Here is a 21,926-nt window from a genome sequence, read left to right on the forward strand (position 1 = left end):
GGGCTACGACGACACTTCTTTCCGCTTTTCCTTATGTCCCAAGACACCAGCACCCTCCCTCCTTCCGAAACCGATACTCCCGTGTTTGCCAGCAAGGCTGAACGCAAGCAGCGCGTCAACGACAACAAGCTGAGCAAACGCATCATGCGTGAAGTGGGCCGCGCTATCGGGGACTTCAACATGATCGAGGAAGGCGACAAGATCATGGTCTGCCTGTCCGGCGGCAAGGACTCCTACGGCCTGCTGGACGTGCTGATGACATTGCAAAAGCGCGCGCCAATCAAGTTCGACATCGTGGCCGTGAACCTGGACCAGAAGCAGCCCGGTTTCCCTGACCACATCCTGCCCGAGTATCTGGAAAAGCTGGGCGTGCCCTATCACATCGAAACTCAGGACACGTACTCGGTGGTGACGCGCGTGATTGCCGAAGGCAAGACCATGTGCTCGCTGTGCTCGCGTTTGCGTCGCGGCATCTTGTACCGTGTCGCCAAGGAACTGGGTGCCACCAAGATCGCCCTGGGCCATCATCGTGATGACATTCTGGCTACCTTCTTCCTGAACCTGTTTTACGGTGGCCGTATGAAGGGCATGCCGCCCAAGCTGATGTCGGACAATGGCGAGCACATCGTGATCCGCCCTCTGGCCTATGTGCCCGAGAAGGACCTGATCGCCTACGCCAAGCTCAAGGAGTTCCCCATCATCCCCTGTAATTTGTGCGGTTCGCAGGAAAACCTGAAGCGCCAGGAAATCAACCGCATGATTGCGGACTGGGACAAGAAATTCCCGCACCGTTCCTGGAACGTGTTTGGTGCCCTGACTCGCGTGGTGCCTTCTCACTTGATGGACCCCAAGCTGCATAACTTTGCAGACTTGAAGGTGACAGGCCAGGCCGATCCGGAAGGCGATAAAGGCTTTGATCAGGATTATTTTGACGATCACCTGCCCGAGAACTTGCTGGCCGCAGGCTTTGAGGAAGATAACGACGAAGCTACTCCGGGCGTGCGTCAGGATGCCTTCACACCTGCTCAGCCTGCCGCTTCCGGTGAACAGCAGATTGTGTTCATGAGCAAGCGTCGTTCCGGCCAATAAACATGACACAAGGCTTAGCGTAGCGCTTGCCGCCTGCCAATACACAAGCGACAGACAATAAAAAGCCCCGATATAAACCGCTAGTGTCTGGAATGACATCCAGATTGTGGAGGTTTATATCGGGGCTTTTTTTGCGCCCGCTGAAAGATTATCAGGCCTTAGCTCGGTTTTTGCGAACCATCCCAGCGTTCACCGGGCACCTGAATATCGAACAATTCCAACACCCGCATCACCGTGTGATCGACAATATCGTCGATGCTTTTGGGTCGCAGGTAAAACGCGGGCATAGGCGGGAAGATGATCCCGCCCATTTCCGTTACGGCCGTCATATTACGCAAATGCGCCAGATTGAATGGCGTTTCGCGCACCATCATCACCAAACGACGACGCTCTTTCAAGGTAACGTCGGCAGCCCGGGTAATCAGGTTATCGGACAGGCCATGTGCCACGGCGGCCAGCGTATGCATCGAGCACGGCACAATCACCATACCCGCCGTAGGAAAACTGCCACTGGCCAAGGTTGCACCCACATCGCGGAAGCTGTGCACCTGATCGGCCAGAGCCTGAATCTCGTGCCTGCCGATATCCAGCTCATATTTGATGTTCAGCACCCCGGAGGGCGAGATCACCAAATGGGTTTCCACATCCGGACAGGACTGCAGCACTTGCAGCAGGCGCACGGTGTAGACCGCCCCGGTGGCCCCGGTCATGCCTATGACCAGGCGTCGCTTGGTGCTCACTCCAGAGCCCCAGCCTCGCGCAGCATGGTTTCCAGTTCGCCGTTTTCGTACATTTCAGACACGATGTCCGAACCGCCGACGAATTCGCCCTTGATGTACAGCTGGGGGATGGTGGGCCAGTTGGAGAAGTCCTTGATGCCCTGACGCACTTCGGCGTCGTCCAGCACGTTGACCACAACCACCTGGCTCAGGCCAACAGCGCGCAGAATCTGCACGGTGCGTGCGGAGAAACCACACTGAGGAGCTTGAGCTGTGCCCTTCATAAACAGCACAACGGGGTTTTCCGTTACGGTTTCGCGGATGAAATCTTGAACTTCACTCATGATGTTCTCTTAAGAAAAGAATTAACACTGTCCACCTGTGACCCGCCGGATTCCTGCCAGATCTTCATAACTGATGACCTGTTTGAACCCTGCCTGCCGCAGCATATTTTGCACATGGTCGGCCTGATCCCAGCCGTGCTCCATGAGAAGACTAGCACCAGGACGCAGATACGGCCCGGCTCCCTGAACTATTGTACGCAAATCCGTCAAGCCGTCAGAGCCATCTGTCAGTGCCTGACGCGGCTCGAACCGCACATCGCCCTGCGCCAGATGTTCATCATCCACTGCAATGTATGGAGGGTTGGACACGATCAGGTCAAAAGGTTCCTGGCCTGCCACGGCATCGTACCAACTCCCCAGGCAAAACTCGACTTTCCCACACAAACGCTGAGCATTTAAGCCCGCCTGCGCCAATACCAGTGTGCTGATGTCACTGGCGACCACATGGGCATCGGGACGTGCCAGCGCCAGAGAAACCGCAATGGCACCGCTGCCACAGCCCATATCCAGAATGCGGGGAGATTGGATATGCTGCACGCGCTCCAGTGCGCGCTCGACCAGGGTTTCGGTATCCGGGCGAGGAATCAGCACCGAGGGCGACACCAGAAACTCGTGACCCATGAATTCACGCACACCGACGATATACGCCATGGGCTCGCCCGCCACACGGCGGGCTTCCAGAGCTTGATAGGCTTGGATCTTGTCCAGCGGCAACTCGTCCGTGTCGTGCGCAATCAGCCAGGAACGACCGACGCCCAGCACCTGCATCCACAGCATGTCGCGCTCCAAGCGCGGCAAGGGACTTAACGGCTGCAAGGCTCGCAAGGTACGGGGAGAATCGGCAGGCGTGGCCATTGAGGACACGGCCTGCTCACCGGATAGGTTCATGCTCACGCCTGCGCCAGATCAGCCAGCAAACCGGCCTGATGCTCGGACAGCAAGGCCTTGATCAGCTCGTCCAGATCGCCGTCCATGATGTAGCCCAGCTTGTACAAGGTCAGATTAATACGGTGATCCGTCATGCGGCCTTGCGGGAAGTTGTAGGTACGGATGCGCTCGGAGCGGTCACCCGTGCCGACCAGGCTTTTACGCTCGGCGGCTTCTTTGTCAGATTGCTCACGCTGCTGCTTGTCTTTCAGACGCGCGGCCAGCACCTGCAAGGCCTTTTCGCGGTTACGGTGCTGGGAACGGTCGTCCTGACACTCCACCACCAAACCTGTAGGCAAGTGAGTCAAACGGACAGCTGAGTCCGTCTTGTTCACGTGCTGACCACCAGCACCACTGGCGCGGAAGGTGTCCACACGCAAGTCAGCGGGGTTAATGGTGATTTCTGCCAAGCCTTCGGCTTCGGGCAACACGGCCACGGTACACGTAGAGGTATGGATGCGGCCCTGAGCTTCAGTCTCAGGCACACGCTGCACACGGTGCGCACCGGACTCGAACTTCAGACGCCCGTACACATCCTGGCCTTCAATTCGAACGATCACTTCCTTGTAACCACCCACTTCCGAATCGCTGGCAGACATGATCTCCGTACGCCAGCCGCAGTTTTCGGCATAGCGCATGTACATGCGCAACAAATCCCCGGCAAACAAGGCGCTTTCGTCCCCACCGGCACCGGCGCGGATTTCAATGAACACGTTACGGGTGTCGTCCGGGTCGCGCGGCAGGAGCAGGATTTGCAATTCATCTTCCAGTTGAGCGATACGTTCCTTGCCCAACTTGTATTCTTCCTCGCCCATTTCCTTCAATTCAGGGTCGGACATCATGTCCTGGGCCGCTTGCAGATCGCCTTCGGCAGCCTCATAGCTTTTGAAGGCTGCTACAACAGGGTCCAGCTCGGAACGTTCGCGCGACAGTTTGCGAAACTCGTCCATATTGCTGGCAATTTCAGGCTCGGCAAGCATGGCATCAACTTCATGCAGACGGCGAGCCAATTGCTCAAGCCGACTGCGCATAGAGTCTTTCATAGGGAACAGCCTAAAGGGAAAATCAGAGGGTCTGGGCGCAGTTCAAAGCTATCGGGCTGCACCGCAGGAAAGTCGGTGAACAGACAACAGCCCAAACGCTAACGTCGACGGGTGGTCGAGGGCAACAGACGAGGCAGCAAATTCAACAATTGCTCGCGCTCGGAACCCTCACTGCGCGTCAATTCAGCCATCGGGCCGTGCATGTACTTTTGAGTCAGGCCATGCGCCAGCATTTCAATGACTTCTGCTGGATCATCGCCACGGGCCAACATGCGGCGCGCGCGCTCCAGCTCGTGTTGACGTACTTTTTCGACCGACTGCTGCACATCCAGAATGGCCGGCACAATCGCACGGGTACTCAGCCAGTGCATGTAATGCTGCACCTGGGTGTCAATAATGGCTTCAGCCTGCACCACAGCGGCCTGACGGGCATCGGCACCCCGTTGTACAAAGCGGCCCAGATCATCGACGGTATACAGGTACACGTCGTCCAGGCGACCTACTTCGGTTTCAATATCGCGTGGCACGGCCAGATCAACCATGACCACAGGGCGGTGACGACGCGAACGCACGGCTCGTTCCACCATACCCAGGCCCAGAATGGGCAAGGTACTGGCCGTACAGGACACCACCACGTCAAAATCTGCCAGACGATCAGGCACATCGGCCAGCTTCATGGTGCTGGCCATGAAGCGCGAGGCCAGGCTTTCAGCCCGTTCCTGAGTACGGTTAGCGACCACGATGCTACAGGGGTTCACTGCCGCAAAGTGCGTGGCACACAGCTCGATCATTTCCCCAGCACCAATAAACAGCACTTTGGCCTGGCTCAGGTCACCAAACACACGCTCGGCCAAACGAACAGCCGCGGCAGCCATGGACACCGAATGGGCACCAATAGCCGTTTGCGTACGGACTTCCTTGGCCACCGAGAAGGTGCGCTGGAACAATTGATGCAGCAAGGTGCCCAGCGAGCCGGCTTCATTGGCGGCACGCACGGCATCTTTCATCTGACCCAGAATCTGGGGCTCGCCCAAGACCATGGAATCCAGTCCGCTGGCAACACGGAACGCATGGCGCACGGCCTCGTTCTGGTTGTAGCGGTACAGATGGGGGGTCAGCTCGGCAGAGCGCAGACTGTTGAAGTCTGCCATCCATTCGGGCAGACGCTCAGCCACATGGGGCTCGGCCGCACAGTAGATCTCGGTACGATTACAGGTAGACAGAATGGCTGCTTCACGGACACCGGTGCCGAACGTGGCACGCAAGGTATCAAGCGCAGGCTTTAACACATCGATCGGAAACGCAACGCGCTCGCGCACGGCAACGGGCGCGGACACATGATTCAGACCGAAGGTTAGAACATCTACAGACATGAGCAGTACAGGCTATAGCCCTGAAAAGACCAAGACTGGCAATTTTGCAAAGGCAAAACGCATGAAATTTAAGTGATTTTACGCCGCAAGCCGCAGTTTTGCCAAAAATGTTACTTGAATTGCCTTTTTGTGATTACAATTGCACTCCTTTATGCAGCCCTCTTTTTGCTGAAAAGGGCCTCTCCCTAGGGATACGGCAAATTTGAAGTCGAAAAGATGCATAAATTTTTTGTTGTACTATGCGCACAAATTAAAAAACGTGGTATAGTTCTATTTTTACCGAGCAGTACACGTTGGCCTGGTAGCTCAGTCGGTAGAGCAGAGGATTGAAAATCCTTGTGTCGGTGGTTCGATTCCGCCCCAGGCCACCAAGAATTCAAGCAAAAAGCCCAGTCATCTGACTGGGCTTTTTATTTTTCTACTTGCCAGATGCGCAGACTCTAGCCCATACACACGACGTGAAAGCATTTTCATTTCAGTATGGAAATCTGCCCTACCTGCCTCGGACACCTCGTCTATCGATCATCAGACAGCATGCTTTGCCTACAGCAGTGTCGCTGGCATCGCCTCCAAGCGCTTGGCGGACTCACGCATTCCCAGTTCAATTGCCTCAAACACTTCCATAGGAAACTCAGCAGGCAGCTGCTGGGCGACCACCTCCAACACGTGCGGGACTCGTCCTAAGCAATCCTTGATCAGGCCCTCCATGCTCTCTCCCCACCCGCACAGTCGGGCCATGTGGTTGAAATGCCGGCGCTGAATATCACGCAATCGGTAGTGGGTATTTTTCCCGCGAACGGCCATGGCCAGCTTGAGACGATTCACATCCAACTTGTTCGGTCCAGTACCCGTGACTGGCCAAGCCGACAAAACATCGTACAAAGGCGTCAAGCGGTAACGGCCACCAGGCAATAGAAAAATCGAAAAATTCTTCGCATGCCCATCAGTCGCTGCCAACATCCAAAACACTAATTGTGCTGTCAGCAAAGTACGCAAGTCCTGCTCCCTCGCTTCAGACAGCTGCAAAATACGCGCGATATCAACAACGCCCGGCCCGCCATCGGCCTCGTATTTAGCATCAGGAGACTTGCCTGTTGCCTGACAAAAGTCCTCCTGTGGCAGCCTCAGCCAATAAGACTGTACAGCCAACTTCCGGTCAAAACGCTCAACGATCAATACCTTTTGCTCTTCAAACCTGGCCATCTCGCAGTTAGCGACAGGTAAATCAAAGGCGCGCAAAATCTGTGCACACAGCCATTCATTTTCTACAGAACTGCGCATATCCGCTTGGCGGCCCCCCACCAAGCCCAATGGTAGTTTGAAGATATGCGTTGTCGGAGTAGATCCAACAGGTCGACACCATTGTCCGTGATGCCATAAAAAGGCTGTTTTTTCCTGGGCTCCTGCCAAGGATATTCTGAAGTCTTCATCAGACGCTTGCTGTTGCCCCAAGACCAACGGTGCAGCAGTAGCCGCCCTCAAAGCGTTAGCGATTTCAGCCTCGTTTAAAGGACAAGCCTGAATATCAAAGACATCATCGGGCTCCTCACCTTCGGGAAGCAGCTGAATAGCTCCAACACAATCACGCCCGATAGCCGTTAGCAAATCAAAAGCATCTGTGCTGGATGTTCTGAATCGTGTCTGCAGGCGACGGCGGATTACATCACTGTCTGGTAGCAGGTTGTCAAAATAATTTCGTACTTGAGGACCACGCAAAGGCGCGTTATCAATAGTGAACGGCAAAGAAAGCGATAAGGGACGCCCTTGTGATGATACGAGCCAAACAGGGTCGTAAGTCAGTCTATCCTCGCCATTGGCGGCTACTTGCCAAGTCCCTACCCGAAGGCCATTCGCCCATAAACCCAATAGGCGTTGCTGTGAACGGTGCGCCATGGCTACCATTCACTTGTACTTAAAGGGGCTTGAGAGCGCTGTTGTACGGCTAGCTCCAGCCCCAAAATACCAGTCAAGGCTAACAATCGCTCAACGGTTAACTGGCTCGGCTGACTTTCCAGTTCGGACAAACGATTTTGGCTGATCCCCAAACGAGATGCGACTTCCTGCTGCGTCAGACCTAAAGCCTTGCGTCGAGCAACAAGCTGATAACCAAGCTGATCACTAGTAGAAAGTATGTACATATCTATTTATCGCTAATGTCGATAATTTGAGTATATCGATTATCTCGATAAACAACAAATATCGACAATATCGATAAAATTAAATTATCGATATTAGCGATAAAAGCCTCAAAATCCCACCGGCTCCGCCATCCAGCCAAACCCGGCCGTCATGGTCGGTGGTGGTTTCAGACAGGAATTGCGCCCCTGCCGCAGTTCCGTCCAGTTTCCCAGCAAGGCCTGTTCGCAATGCGCCTCAGCCCGGCGCAGCTCGTTGCGTGCTTTGCTGGTGGTGACGCCGAAGCGTTCGGCCACCACACTCAGGCTCTGTTCTTCCAGCCGGGCCGCCAGAAAGATGGCGCGACGTTGGCGGGGCAACAGCTCGATGGCGTAGATCAGGACGGACAGCAAAGATCTGCCGATCAGGCTGGACTCTGGCCCCGGCATGGGGGAAATCTGCTGATGCTCTTCCAGTTCCTCCAGGGGCACCAGCGTCCCTCTGCCGGACTCGGCACGCCATTCATCAATCGCCAGATTGCTGGCCATACGCAGTAAATACAGGCGGGGGTTGGCGACCGGCCCGATCTCACGGCTGCCATGCAGACGCAGCCAGGTGTCGTGCAAGGCATCCGCTGCGCGGTCGCGGCAGCGCAGGCGGATGGTCAATTGACGCAGCAACTCTTCGTAGTGCACCTTCAGATACAAGCACAGTGAATACTGCGGCGTCACACACTCTTCATTACGCTTGCGTGTAGGCAAGGGCAGGCAAGTGGACAGCATGATCAGATCTCCCAGGCTCAAGCTACAGTGTCATCCGCCGCCGCTCCTCGGGCGTCAACCGATCCAGAGCGGATTGCGGATTGGCGCCCAGTCCCAGGACCTGCACCGTACTGTCTTGGCGATACGCAGAGGCATCTATCCTGGAAGTCGCTGGGCCTGCTCCTGATGATGTGGCCCCGCCCCCCGACTGCCCTGCATCCCCAAATCCCAGAATCTGCACAGTAATGACCGAAGGCAGATTCTGACGAGCCTGTGCACGAGCGCGGTTGACCGTATCCTGCGCCGCCGATGCGGCCGACGATGCTGTCGCGCTGGCGTTACTCAAGGCTCCCGTGTTGACAGTCGCCACCACCGGAATTCCCTTGGACTCGCCCTGTACCTGAATATTGTCTGCATTGACCACACGCAAGGCGGCAATATTGATGTCGCCCGACACGCGAATCCCTGCCTCGCCCGCGTCCACCGTTCCCAATGGCGCAATCAGATCGATATAACCTGGCGGGACCTCGGGAACCGGGTTCAAGGTAGCGATACCCGCACCGGTATTCGGTGTTGATGGTGACAAGGCCACATTGCCAAACAGATCGTAAACACGACGCTGCGGTGTGTAGACCACCGTGGTCTTGCTACCCCGACCCGCGTTAATGTCCCCTGCTGCCGACCAGGCCAGAATATTGCCGCCAAAGGTCGTAAAGACCCGGCTCTGCCCCATCAGAATGTCGCTTTGCGAGAAGAAGTTAATGTCCCCTTCCCCTTGCGTGATCACACCCGATCCCGGACCAGGGTTAAAACCACCATCAATCCCCACCAGGGCACGCCCGCCGGGAGTCAGAATGCTGATGTCCCCACCAAAGTTGGTGTGAATACCTGCATCCAGCACGTCGTAGAACGACACGTTGTAACCCGGACTGCCCAAGGCCTCCCACTCGGCCTTGGTGATGTAATCCAGCTTGGGATTAGGCCGGCTCTTGCCCGTCGTGTTGTTCACGTAATCCGCGTCGTAATACAGCGCACTGCTGTACATCGTCAAATCACCCGTGTAGCTCAAGGCCTTGCCTTGAGCATCCTGTTCGGGGAACAAGGTGGCAATCGCTTCACGGCCACGCAAATAGCTGCCTGCGCGCTTGCTGTCACTATCGTTGTACTCACGGCCCGATGCCTTCAGCTCTGCGTAGTACACATTGCGCAGATAGCTGCGTTGCTGCTCGGGCGGCAAGGCCTCGAAGAAGCTGCGGGCGTCCATGCTGGCCGCATCAAAATGCAGGCCCAGGCCGTTCTTGTCGCCAAAGCGGGTGCTCAACCAATTGACCAGGTGCAGCTGGCTCTCCAGCTTGTACTCGCGTGCCAAGGGACGACTGGAGGCATTGCGGCCTTCAGCCCTGGCCTGATCGCGTACCTGGTCCAGCTCTCCCTGCTTCTCCTGCAAGAAGGCTTGTGCGCCGGCTTCATCACCTGTGTAGCCAAACTCGCGTTGCAGCCATTGCCCCAGCGTCAGGCCACCGCTGTAGATATACAGCGCCTTGCCCTGTTGATCTGCAAACGGCAGCTCCAGATCAGCCTGATTCTCGGGGTTCAGATAGCGCGCCGCAAAGTCGTTCCAATGCGCTCCTTCGCCCATTCCGGCCGAGACCGAAATACTGGCGCCGCCACCACGACTATCGGACAAGGCACTGCTCAAGGGTCCCAGACTCTTGATCTCGCCTTTGTCAGCCAGATACACATGACGCCCGGCCGACACGTCCAGCAAACCTGGCCCCAAGATGTAGAAGCTGCTGTTACGGACATCCCGACCCGCTTCAACAATGGAAATATCGTCTGCCCAGGCATGGGTAATCAAATTACCGCGTGTCGTCGCAGTGGCGCTCTTGGCCCCTGCCACCGCATCTTTCTGCCCCAGGCGTGTGCCCGAGTCGGTAATGTCACGCCCGGCCCGAATCGCCACAGGAACCGAGCCTTCCATACGTGAGCCCTGCGAGCCTGGAGGGTACCCCAACAACACTTCCTGACCGACGCGCAAGCCAACAATGTCGCCGTTGACAGCGTAGTAACGAGCAGGCTGACGTTGAGCTGCGGCAGTACCGATATTGACCGGCGTACCAAACACAAACAAGGAACCTGTATTTTGACGGCCTCCGTACAGCGAAGTGACCGCCTTGCTGCTGACGGTGAACCAGTCGTTGAGCTTGACGGCCTCGCCATCCACGTTATGAATAATGCGAGGGTTATAGCCGTACTCGCCGCCCCCTGTCTGCGATAGCAAGCCTACAAAGGCAGGACGGAAAGGGCTGGACATGGCCGCTGCGTCTGCCGCCGAGGCCGAGAAAACATAGCCGGCCGCCTGAATGGAGCCCCCCGCCAGGAACTGCAGTTCACCACGCCCTGTTGCGTTGACAAACTGCTCGCCCATTGGCGAAGGGGCCAGTACCGTACCAAAGCCATAACGCAATATCGAATTGCTGGATACAGTGGCATCGCTGGCACTGGCTCCATACTGAATATTGCCGTTGGCGGCCGCCGCACGCAGGATAGAAGGATAAAAATGACCATCTGCGTTATGAGACTGGTTGCGGCCTGGGTCGCCCCAACGCGTATCCTCATACGCATTGCGCTCATCCCAGGACGTGGTGGGCGTCAGGTTGCCCCCCACACTCAACAAATCAATCGCCGTCGCTGGTGTCCACAAGGAGAACCAGGACCAGCCATTGCCGTCATAGTGCTGGCCATCTACGGAGAAAGGCGTTGAGCTTAAGGACAAGGTACGCCCAGGGTCTACCGTACTGCCCAGCACCAGATCGCCCCGCGTTTGCATGCGTACTGCGGAATCACCCAAGACCAGAATCGGACCACCGGTTGCGGCCCCTCCGCCGCTGGCATAAATATTGCCAGGACGCGTATCCATTTGATCTGTTCCACCAAAGCCCAGCTTTACCCCACCAACCGCGCCGGCATCCAGAGCAATGGCTCCTCGCAAATTCACCAAAGTGCTGTTCAGATCATGCTCGTTCAAGCGCACATCGGGGTTCGGGTTCAGTGTGCCGCCCAGGCGCAGGACCAGGTCCCCGCCACCTGTCTGTACCAGTTCGCCCCCCGGGGTGATTCGGCCTGTGCTGCCCACCACCAGATGCAAGCCCTGGCTGCGCGGCGTATGCGTCTGCTGATTCCAGCTGCTGCGAATACCGCGCTGGTTCAACATGCCGGCATCCGCCCCGGCCTCCACGGTCAAGTTGCCACCACCCAAAGTACCCACACCGGTAAAGCCGGCCAGGAAAGGATCGTTGGCAAACAACCAGGTGTCGTACTCGCTATACCCGCCATTTGCGGTACCCGCCACATATGTCCCGAAGTTGACCCACCAGGCACTGGGAGTCCCTTCCGAGGCTGACACTGCACTACCCGTTCCCTGGCGCCACAACCAGTTACCCACTGCCGTAGAAGCAATCTGCTGACGCGTGTTGTAGAAGGTGTAGCTCAGATCATTCTTGCCGTCGTTATTGCCGACCAGATCCCCCTTCACACTGCCTTGAGCACGCAGCAACACATTGCCGCCCTTTTCGGGATACCAAGCCTGATACAGGCTGTCCGCACCACCGTCGACCAGCGACTCGAAACGCTTGCCTTCCGCACGCAAGATCGTGCCATCGAACAACTTACCACGCGCCTGGTTATAGGCAGCCCCCATCGACGCCGACGGCGTGCCTGCGGTGTAGACCCCATACAGCGAATTCATCTCGATGTCGCCACCGGACACCAAATCCAGGTCACCCACGCCCGTACGCAGGACACTGAACAGTTGCTCACGGGTGGGCTGTTTCACGTCTTGCATCTCGGGCGGTGTAGCGGGCGAGAGCTCGGCGGCCATATCGCCCATGCCAAAAATATTCAATTCAGTGACATCGGCGCCGATAATGCCGTACGCTTGCAGCTCTTCGATCTGCGCCTGTGTCACCTGCTCACCAGAGACAGGCACAAAGCTCAACCAATAGCCCCCCGCCAGCAATTCAATCAGCTCTTCAAAGCGGCTGACCTCTCCCCAGCCATACACCGCTGGTTTACCCGTTCCTGGAATTTCGATTGATTTCACGCCAAGGCCAAAGTGTGTATCCGCCAGCATCAAGCGACGCTCGGTATCAATCAACGTCAAGCGATTATCCGCTGCCGAGATATCCGCCCCGGCAACCAGACGCAAATCCCAGGACTGCGAGCCAGCGGCCAACATGGGGGCCAGAGCCAGCATGCGACCTTGCGTGTCATCCCCATCTCGAGGACGAAGATCGACCATCACGGCCCCGCCCGGCAATACCACGTCCGTCTCGGAAGGCACCAGCGCCCCTTTCTTCAAGGCAACCTGCTGGTTCAATTTCATAAGCACCGGCAAGGGCACGCCTTTGGGCCACAGAGTGGCCGCCATTTGCGCATCCTCCGGCAAACGGAAGCCCGCTGCCAACTGCATATTGGCTTGTAGTGTCACAGCCTCTTTCAAGACCGTGCCAGCGGCATAAACCACTTGCCCGGACGCATCCAGCACGGCCGCTGACAGCACCGTTCCTGCCTGCAAGGACAGGCCTTGCGCCAGACTCATCAGGCTGGGGATTACGGTGCCGCGTGGCAAACTCATGCCCTCCACGGGCAGATCATAGTTAACGGTGCGACCGGCCGCGAACTGGGTCCCCACGTCCAGCGTGGCCATGCCGCCATGGGGGATGATGAGATCACCGCCAAAAGGCATACGACCTGCGGGCAGAACCCAGCCACCATCATCAGCCGTGACACCCAGCACGGAGGTATTGAAGCCATCCGTCAAACTGCCAAAAATCGTCAGATCTCCAGCGGCGCGCAATACCAGGGCCCCGGCCTCGCCCGAGCCATATACCGAGCTTTTCTGAGCATGAGGATTTACGCTGGCATAGCGGTAGCCCGACAGATCAATATCCCCATCCACATGCAGATCACCATCTGGATTCGTGACGGCATTGCTGACAATCTCCACACCAGGGCGCAGGTGGAATTGATCACCATAAGCACGCAGCCCGGCCAGCTTGCCTTGCATCAAGGCCTGATTCGCCAGAGCCTTGTTGATGAAGGTTTCACTATCCAGATGCTTCTGACGCAAGTAGTCCTGATCGATACGCTGGTAGCTGCGACCATCTACCGTTTCATCGAGGCCGAGCTGCGCATCGTCGTATTGCTGGAAAGCATTGACGGCAATCGACCTGGCCCCGGTAATGTTGAGTGCACCGCGTGCATCAATATCGACATCGTTGCCCGTCGCGCCACCCAGGCGCGGTGCGTTCAGAGCGACAGTGCCGTAATTCGCATGGGAACCAGCCACACTCAGATTCATGCGCATGCCATCGGCCAGAACCAGACGACCCTGGCCCGAATCAATTTCAATGACAGCCCGGTTAGGTGCTTCAATCACTTGGCCGTAACTGTCCCGACGCAGCACACTGGCACTGGCATCCAGCACGGCGCTGCCAGTCAGGGTCACCCCTCGCTTGGCAGCCAGGCGAATGCTGCCCGCCTGCTCACCGCTGGCATCAATGGTGCCGTTGACTGTCAGGCTGCCATTGTCCACGGAGACATTGATTTCACGCGCTTTAAGCTCGTTGCCAATGAGCAGATCTCCCTGGCGCAGCTGGAAGCTGCGACCACCCCACACCGATCCTTCATTCAGACGGGCGTTAAGTCCCGCAAAGTCCGCAATCTGCTGTCCACGCAGCTCAATAAAGCCGGAGGCAAAAGGCACCAAGGTACCGCCCGCATCGTAATGCCCTGTTCCAGCTCCCGACATACGGCCACGCAAGTCCACCAAGCCGTTCAAGGCCAGGGCCGTCAGTTTGCCTGCACGATTGTGCTGGGCCGATACATCAATCAGGGACTCCGCCGCTTGGGTCACATTGCCGCCGCGACTCTCCAGCACAACCTCGCCACCCCAGCTGTACTTGTTCACATCAAAAAAGCCGATCGGACGCCCTGCCAGATCCAGTTGCGCACCCTCTTGCAGAACCACATCGTCCTGAGCAGACAGCTTCAGCTTTCCGCTAGGCAGCAAGGCCGCACTGTCCCAGACCAGGGACCTGGCAGCATCCAGGCTCAACTCGGCTCCCAAGGCGTGCACTGCTGTGGCCAGATCAGGCTGCACCGTGCTGCTCCCCTGCGGACGAGTCACCGCAATGTTGCCACCTGCACGGATGTTGTTGACCGAACCGGCCTGTCCGGTAAACAAGGGGGTGCTGATGTTCAGATTGCCGCCCTGATAGGTCCAGCCATTGCTGGCTGCATCCCAGGCACCACGACTGTGGTACACGGACAAGCTGCCCTTGTGATTGGCTGTAATGCGCTCGGAGGCATTCAGGTTCACGCTGCTAAAGCCCAAGGCCAGACGGTCGTGCATACCCACGGTATCGGGCTGGCTTTTCGGGCCGTAACCAAACTCAATCTGCTGAGCATCAAATACCAGACGGCCATTCCCCGTGCCCGCGCCGCCTTCCACGATGCTGCCCGCCGGTGTCGTGGCTCCGTTCCAGACCAGAATTCCGGTTTCGATACGTGCTTCACTATTTGCGTCGCCATAGCCATAAATGGCAGCTGCGCTTAACACCAGGCGCTCCAGTGCCGACTTGCCTGTCACCGGGTCCAGCGTGCTCAAATTGACATCACCATAGAAGTTGACGGAGTCACGCGCCGTCAACACCAGGTTCTCCAATGCAGGCGCCCCCATCTGGGTATCGCCGCGCAGCAAGCGCTCCAGCACACGTTGATTCAGCGTCAGACCGGAGGACAAGATACCCGCAGCAGACGCGTCGGACAGGGCCTGCGCTCCGCCCACATTGATGCCACCCATAGCCAGCACCAGATTGCGTGTGCCATAGCGCACCGACTCATCCAGCTCAAAGGTTTTATTGGTGGCAGCAGTAATCGTGCCTTCAGAATACAAACGGGTTTCACCCGAACAACTGCTACCGACGGCACAAGTCCCAATATGCAGAAAGCCCGCCCCTACCGTGCCCCAACTATCGTCGTTGCTGGGTGCAGTGACATCCAGCCAGCCATTGCTCAAGGCCAGAACCCCTTTCTGACCGGGCTGCAGCACATAGCCCTCACTGGAGTCCCAGGGCGCGGCGCCTTTGCCCAAGGTGTTGATCGTGGCGCCCTGCTCAACCGTCAGGCCCTTTTCACGATTACCCACTACTAGAAACACCTGGGCGGCTTCCAGCACGGCGCCGCCGCGAATATAGATTTCATCTGTGCGCGTGTTGCCCAGACTGACACGCCAGGCATCGCGGGTCGAACCATAACCTTGCAAGGCAAACGTGGAGGTAGGTGAACCCCCGATACTGATGCCTGCCGCCCCCAGGCGATTGAGCACACCGGACTCTACCGACATACCATCAAAACCTGCGGTCGGCGCTGCCCCATCAGCCAGCACTTCAATGCGCTGACCAGTCAGCACCACATTGCCCCCACGGCCATTCTGGGCCGGTTCAAACTTGGCAACACCGGACGCCACCTGCAAACGGTTCGCCTCCAACTGCAGTTGGCGGGCATCCCGCTCCAGTTGAGGGCGCGGGACGCTATCACGCATGGCCCAGTCCAACCCAAACTGCGAGTAAGACGTTTCGTTGTACTGGGAATACTGGCGCAGAGTGTCTGCCGAGGTCAGCACCACGCGCGAGGGCATGGCATCCATGACATGGGTATTGGCGATCCCCAAACGGGCGGCCACATTGTAGGAACCATTACGCATGGCAATGGTGCCACCCATAGCCGCACTGGCACTGCCCGAACCACTGATTTCAACGCGGTAAGCACCAGGCAACAAGGCGTAGGTAGAGGGCAGCAAGGTATACGTCCCTGCGGCTAGGCCCGGTACGCCCTCTCCGATATGAATCTGGCGTCCCACCATAGGATCGCCTGCACCATTGTCGGCCGCCAATGGCGCCACCACTTGCTGTACACCTGGCACGACGGCATAGACCGGGTTGCCAGAAAGCTCGGGCAGCATGAAGCCGTTATTGGTGCTCTGAATCAGGGGGTGCAGACGGGCATCCGTAGAACCACCCCGCCCAGGCAGGAAACCTGCTCCTGTCAGTTCCCCACCACCCGACAGATCCAGCAAGGCACCTTCTTGCACGTCCACGCTGGTGGCTTTCAGGCTGAGATTACCCAGCAGACCGCCCAGGCCCACATAAGGCGCATCGCTACCTGCATAGTTATAGGTCAGCCCATCCACCGTCCCGCCGTAGGGCATGATCAAACCCGCGGCACTGACCGAGGTAATACTGCCAGGGCGCATCACCATGGAGGTTGGGGCTTGCGAGGCACCACCTACACCCACGCCCAATTCCAACTGCCCCAAGGGAGCCAGCAACACACCGCCCTGATCAATATTGCCCGACATCAGGCGCAAGACACCCAAGGCAGAATAAGGCTGGGCGACAGGGCCACTGCCAATGCGCTCGATACGCAAGCTGCGCTGCGGGTCATACTGTGTCAGCGGGTTATTCCACTGATCGCGCTGGATATAACGGCCGGAAATCACCTCCGCCGTCACGCCAGTTCCCGGATAGATGCGGCCAGCCGCCAGCACCAGATCCCCTTCGGTCAGCAGCTGTGTACGATCACCGACCGTATGCTTCAAGAAACGAAGATCGTTCTGCGCGCGCAGGTCCACCGTATCAAAGCCGGCACGCGATACCTCGGCCTTGCCACTTTGCAAGGACCGGCCCAACGCACCGAAGGCGATCTGGTTGGCAATGTCCAGCACATTGGCATCGATACGCAGATAGGAGTCTGGCAACAGCTCGGGCAATCGGCCTTCATTACTGTTCAGAGCCTGAATCAGCGGAGTCACATACTTGTCGCGGGTGGGATGCGTTGCCCCTGCCAAACGGACGTGAGGCGCGGCCAGCTTGACCGTAGCACCGGGCATAGAGCCAGGGGCCAAGGCAATCTTGGGGGTGGCCAGATGCAGGCTTTGGCCCATCTGCAAATCCACACCGTTTTCAATCGACAAAATGCCGTTGGACAGCAGGGCCAGATTATCAAAGCCCCCCGCCTGAATGCGGTCCACACCCACACGAGCATGGCCATAGACCAAACCCGCATCAGCACGACCAGCTTGCAGATCAAACGGCAGATTTTCCAGTTGCTGCTCTTGCACCAAGGTCATTTCGCGGTGTGCCAACACGCGATCACCCGGCCCACCTGACATTTCATAGTTCGGCGACTCCAAGGCGACCGACAAAGTTCCGCCCGCCGCATTGACACCACCGGCCCAAGCCTGCATATCGCCATCCAGATAGAGCCCGTTGAAGCTGGCCAGATGAATCACACCGCCATTGGAAGCGATGGTTTGCGCGCCCTGACCAGGCATGTCCAAAGTCGCTGCGGCTCCGGATGCCAGCAGGCGCGCGCCTTCGCGCACAATGACAAAGCTGTCGATAGCCTTGACCTGCGTCGCAGCCTGCTGGTACTTGCTGCCAATTTCGATACGGCCACCATTGAGCACTTTGCCGTAGCGTTGACCCTGGGCATCGACAGCCGTCATGGCTTTGCCCGACACATCCAGCACGGCATTGCTGCCCAACCAGATCGAACCGTCGTGTCCTTTGAGGTGGCGCACGTCCTCGCTACCAGCACTCAGACCATAGATACCGATCTTGCCGCCCGAGGCTCGCAAAGAGCCATCCACCGTAATCTGCCCGCTGCCTTGCAAGACAATATTGCGACCATCATCTACGCTAATATGCGCCGCCTTGCCCACGGACAAGGTGGGGCCACTGGGGTCCACATCTTGCTGCTTGTACTCAAAACCTGCCGTCAAGCTCAGATCGGCACCGCCGCGCTGGCTGATCGAGCCTTTTTCGGGCGATTCGCTGAACTCGGGTGGCAACCACAGGGAGGCAACCTGACTCAGATCCCCACCGTTGGCCAGTTGACGTGCAGCGGGCAGATCCAGCTGCATGACGGGCATGTTCAGCGCCAGATTGGCCCCTTCTGCCACGGCCACGCCGTAGCCGCCTATCACGTCGTAATTCGCAAACCCTTTCTGGAACAGGCTGCTGTCCAAATGCAGCATGGCCCCCACGGCCACATCCTGCGTCAAGCGCGTTCCGGCACGCAGCAAGGTGCCTGCGCTATAGCTCAAATCGGCATGAGCGACCGTGCCAGCTTTGTAAACGCCGGGTGATGGCGCAATGGCGATGCCATCAGGCAGGATATCTGCCGGCACCACATAGTTGGTCGGGAAGCTGGCGGGATTCATGATCTCCATGATCACCGTTCCCGCTGGCAAGGTTGGCGCCACGCTCCAGCTATAACCGTCTACCCGCAACTGCTGGCCATTGGACAGCCAAACCGAATAACTGGAGTTCTCGTTGCTTGGCTTGGGCAAGGTCCAGGGGGTTGTCAAATGAATCCAGCTGGACTGATTGGCCTGCTCAACCTTAGGCGCCCCGCCAATAACCTCGCCAGCGGCGGCATGGGTACGCGTGTAGTGAAAATCCACCGGCAAAATCGCACCGGCAGCAATGGTAAAGGCCTCGGTCGTCAGCAAATCGGCCAGAGAGCTTTGGCCCGCTTGCAGGACACCATCACTGCCCTGCACCGTGCCACCCAACACGACAGTCTCCCCGGTCTGCAAGCGCAAGGTGCCGCCTCCAGCCACACCATGACCACGGATTTCACCTTCGAAGACCAGTCGTCCACCTATGCCGGATACGCCGGACATATACGCATCAGCGGCCAGAGTGATATTGCCACCCTTGCCACCTAGCACCGAGCCATCGGCCATATAGGCCGCCGCCGAGGAGACGTCCAGCAGCGCGTGTTCGGCCACAGTCACATCACCGCTGCTGCGCAAAATGATTTCACCACCATTACGCCACGGCAGATAGCGCATCGCGCGGCTATCCAGCTCCTGATTGCTCCAGAAGCCTCTGGTATCCAGGGTGACACCTGAGTCAATTCGTGTGGCAGCGATAGCGCCGGCTGCCACATCGGCAATCTTGCTGGATTGCCAGCCCAAACTGGCGCTGGTCCATTTATCCACCAGATCACCCAGCACAATACGGCCACCGCGCGCCGTCAGGTCAGCCTTCACATCGACTTGATTGGCATGCAGCGCGATCTCGCCCCCCAGAGCAAGCTCCAGCGCGTCATTGACTTCCACACTTTGGCTGGCATAGGCACGTAGAGCCCCCAGACCCATTTGCGTCAACCAATCGGAATCCAGGCTGATGCGAGAAGGACCGGCCGTCGCGTCGGACTGCTCACCCCCCTCTTGCGCCTGAGCCTTGCCAATCACAATCTGCTCAACCACTGCACTGGGGCTATAGCGCAGATTCTGCGTGTCCTTGTCATAAACCGGTGTCCAACCACCCAGAATCAGCTCGGCCCGACGCGCTACAGCCGTTTGTGACTGCTGATAGCCATCCAGCTTGGGGACCGGTGCCTGAATCTGGCGCGGACCCTGGTACACCTCGGACTCGATATGTCCTTGCAGGTCCGCCGCCTTGGTCGAGATGATCAAGCGGCCCGCATCACGTCCTACCGTATAGCCTTCTTCGTAACGCTGGGTAGGAGCCAGAATCGGGTTGTAGAAGCTGCGGGTTTGGCCCCAGCGCGCGCTGGTCTGCTCGTACCCTTTGTACAAGCCGGTGTAGAGCAAATCGCCCGGCGCACTATCGACCGTATACAGACGGCCATCCACTCCCCGCAGCCAGCTTTGACGCAGATAGCCGCTTTGTACATCCAGCGTGCCGCCCGACAAATTGATCAAGGAACCGGGACGTGTCACCACGCTGGCACCGCTGAACTGCACGGTTCCGCCCTGGGCGGCCCACTCGCCAATACTATGGCTGGCGACGCCCAGATAACCACCCACTTCCAGTAGCCCACCCGCGGTGTACCAACGGTCCTTTTCATAGCCATTGGTGCCAGCAGGAACAAACACCAGGTTGCGGCGATCCAGCCAGACATCGCTGCTGCGCAGATTGTCGCCCTCGCGGTTGACCGGAGCATCGCGCTGCTCATTACCCTGAATGTTGATCATCAGGTTGTTGGCTTCCATCGCCACGCGAACACCCACATGGCCGGACACATCAATCACGGCGTCCTGACGTACCTCGCTGTTCCTGGCCGCGTCCACAAAGACCTGACCACCCGTCGCCAGCGTCAGGCTATCGGCGTCGAAAACCACATCGCCACCGCTGGCAATCTGCACCAGCGACTGATCACGGCGATGACGCAGGCCGTCGCCTTCCTTGTCCGATTCCTTGATCAGGGCTTCGCGTTGTACATCCAGGGCGGTGGCGGCGCTTTCGTCCAGCACAATCGCTGTGACGCTATCCTTGCCCAAGGTCACGCTGGATTGAGCATCCGTCTTGTTGTTCTGCAGATGAATCGTGCCTCGGTTGTGAACCGAGGTGCTGGCCACCAGCACGCCGTCCTGGCTGATCGTGCGCCCGGCCAAGGTGATGTCGCCCGTTGCGGCTTGAATCACGCCCGTATTGCGAACCAGGCCCGCCTTGTCGGATGCCCCTGCCTGAGCTACCACCGTGTTGCCACGGGTGGTGGAATTGACGTTTTCCTCTGTCCCCATCCCCTTGCGGATGATGAAGTTCTCGCCAGCGGCCAAAGCAGCCTGCCCGCCCGGGGTCGAGATACTGCCTGCATTGTGCACTTCCTGCCCCAGCAAAAGCACATAGCCCCCGCCCTGGTTCACGGTCTCGGACGCGTGTGTGCCGATACGTGCACCGGCGTGTATCTCGATCTTGCCTTGCGCATTAGTGAAGGACGCCGTGTTGGCATCCTTGCCATACAAACCTTCCTTGAATTGCTGGTCCGTGATCTTGGCGGCGGCTGTCACCAGATTGCGCACGTTCACTTGAGACGTGCCGCTGAACACCACCCCGTTCTGGTTCACCACCATCACGGTGCCATCACCCTTGATGGCGCCTTGAATCTGGCTCGGGGCGGTATCCGCTCCCACAACACGGTTCAACACCGCATCGGACGCTTTTTGCTGGAACTGCACCGTGGTGTTGCGGCCCACGTTAAAGCTTTCCCAATTCAGTACGGCTTTGCTTTCGGTCTGCTTGATGGCAACGGTGTGCTGACCATTGTCTTGTGTGTGCACCGGACGCTCTGCGCCGGTCCAGACGTGCAGATTGCCTGCAGCATCACGATCCCACACCCCGCCTTGCACATAACCGTCCGGCACACCGGCTTCTTTGGCAGCGGCCTCGCGCGCAGCTTTTTGTGCAGCTTGCTGAGCAGCAATCGCACTGGCGGTACGACCCAGGTTCTCGACCGAACGGGCCAATTGCTGACGTGCTTCGGCATGTTGGCGTGCCGCCGAGTTCAGCACGCCACTGCTGGGGTCCACCATCCCCCCTTGTGCGCCCGAAACATTGCGCTCTACCGCGCCGCGAGCCGCAAACCAGGCTCCGGACACCGGCTGACTCTGAGCATAGACCTGCCCCCCCAAACCACCGCTTACCAGCAAAGCGGCTATCGCGCGGGCAAGCGG

Annotated in this window: 10 protein-coding genes and 1 tRNA gene; 2 read left to right on the forward strand and 9 right to left on the reverse strand. The window is 58.1% G+C overall.

The features are described 5' to 3' along the window. Positions 1–33 precede the first annotated feature (33 nt). Positions 34–1,089, forward strand: coding sequence for a tRNA 2-thiocytidine(32) synthetase TtcA (ttcA, locus tag NIZ92_RS17355; protein ID WP_254002337.1), 1,056 nt, complete (start codon positions 34–36; stop codon positions 1,087–1,089). 158 nt (positions 1,090–1,247) lie between these two features. On the opposite strand, the gene NIZ92_RS17360 is transcribed toward ttcA, so the two are convergent. From NIZ92_RS17360 to hemA, 5 genes are all read right to left on the reverse strand, one after another. Beyond that, complete coding sequence (locus NIZ92_RS17360; RefSeq protein WP_301555090.1) at positions 1,248–1,829, reverse strand: UbiX family flavin prenyltransferase; 582 nt, start codon at positions 1,827–1,829, stop codon at positions 1,248–1,250. Continuing rightward, a complete protein-coding gene (grxD, locus tag NIZ92_RS17365) occupies positions 1,826–2,152 on the reverse strand; it encodes a Grx4 family monothiol glutaredoxin (RefSeq protein ID WP_003804985.1) in 327 nt (108 codons plus the stop codon). The genes NIZ92_RS17360 and grxD overlap by 4 nt, the downstream gene beginning before the upstream one ends. 21 nt (positions 2,153–2,173) lie before the next feature. Further along, a complete protein-coding gene (prmC, locus tag NIZ92_RS17370; protein WP_083054779.1) occupies positions 2,174–3,040 on the reverse strand; it encodes a peptide chain release factor N(5)-glutamine methyltransferase in 867 nt (288 codons plus the stop codon). A gap of 2 nt (positions 3,041–3,042) precedes the next feature. Then, positions 3,043–4,122, reverse strand: coding sequence for a peptide chain release factor 1 (prfA, locus tag NIZ92_RS17375; RefSeq protein ID WP_009464100.1), 1,080 nt, complete (start codon positions 4,120–4,122; stop codon positions 3,043–3,045). A gap of 98 nt (positions 4,123–4,220) precedes the next feature. Continuing rightward, positions 4,221–5,495: a glutamyl-tRNA reductase gene (gene hemA / locus NIZ92_RS17380; protein WP_021447198.1), complete on the reverse strand. Its 1,275-nt coding sequence runs from the start codon at positions 5,493–5,495 to the stop codon at positions 4,221–4,223. Between the two features lie 295 nt (positions 5,496–5,790). On the opposite strand from hemA, the gene NIZ92_RS17385 reads away from it, so the two are divergent. After that, positions 5,791–5,866 (forward strand) — tRNA-Phe (locus NIZ92_RS17385). Positions 5,867–6,038: 172 nt separating this feature from the next. On the opposite strand, the gene NIZ92_RS17390 is transcribed toward NIZ92_RS17385, so the two are convergent. The 4 genes from NIZ92_RS17390 to NIZ92_RS17405 form a co-directional block, all read right to left on the reverse strand. Continuing rightward, positions 6,039–7,388, reverse strand: coding sequence for a type II toxin-antitoxin system HipA family toxin (locus NIZ92_RS17390; RefSeq protein ID WP_254002338.1), 1,350 nt, complete (start codon positions 7,386–7,388; stop codon positions 6,039–6,041). Between the two features lie 2 nt (positions 7,389–7,390). Further along, positions 7,391–7,633: a helix-turn-helix domain-containing protein gene (locus NIZ92_RS17395; protein ID WP_080655514.1), complete on the reverse strand. Its 243-nt coding sequence runs from the start codon at positions 7,631–7,633 to the stop codon at positions 7,391–7,393. Between the two features lie 108 nt (positions 7,634–7,741). Then, positions 7,742–8,392, reverse strand: coding sequence for an RNA polymerase sigma factor (locus tag NIZ92_RS17400; protein ID WP_128831698.1), 651 nt, complete (start codon positions 8,390–8,392; stop codon positions 7,742–7,744). A gap of 22 nt (positions 8,393–8,414) precedes the next feature. Beyond that, positions 8,415–21,902, reverse strand: a complete 13,488-nt coding sequence (locus tag NIZ92_RS17405; protein WP_254002339.1) for a filamentous haemagglutinin family protein — start codon at positions 21,900–21,902, stop codon at positions 8,415–8,417. Between the last annotated feature and the right edge of the window lie 24 nt (positions 21,903–21,926).

The sequence above is a fragment of the Alcaligenes sp. 1735tsa3 genome (genome assembly GCF_024134565.1).
Classification (GTDB): Bacteria; Pseudomonadota; Gammaproteobacteria; order Burkholderiales; family Burkholderiaceae_B; genus Alcaligenes; species Alcaligenes phenolicus.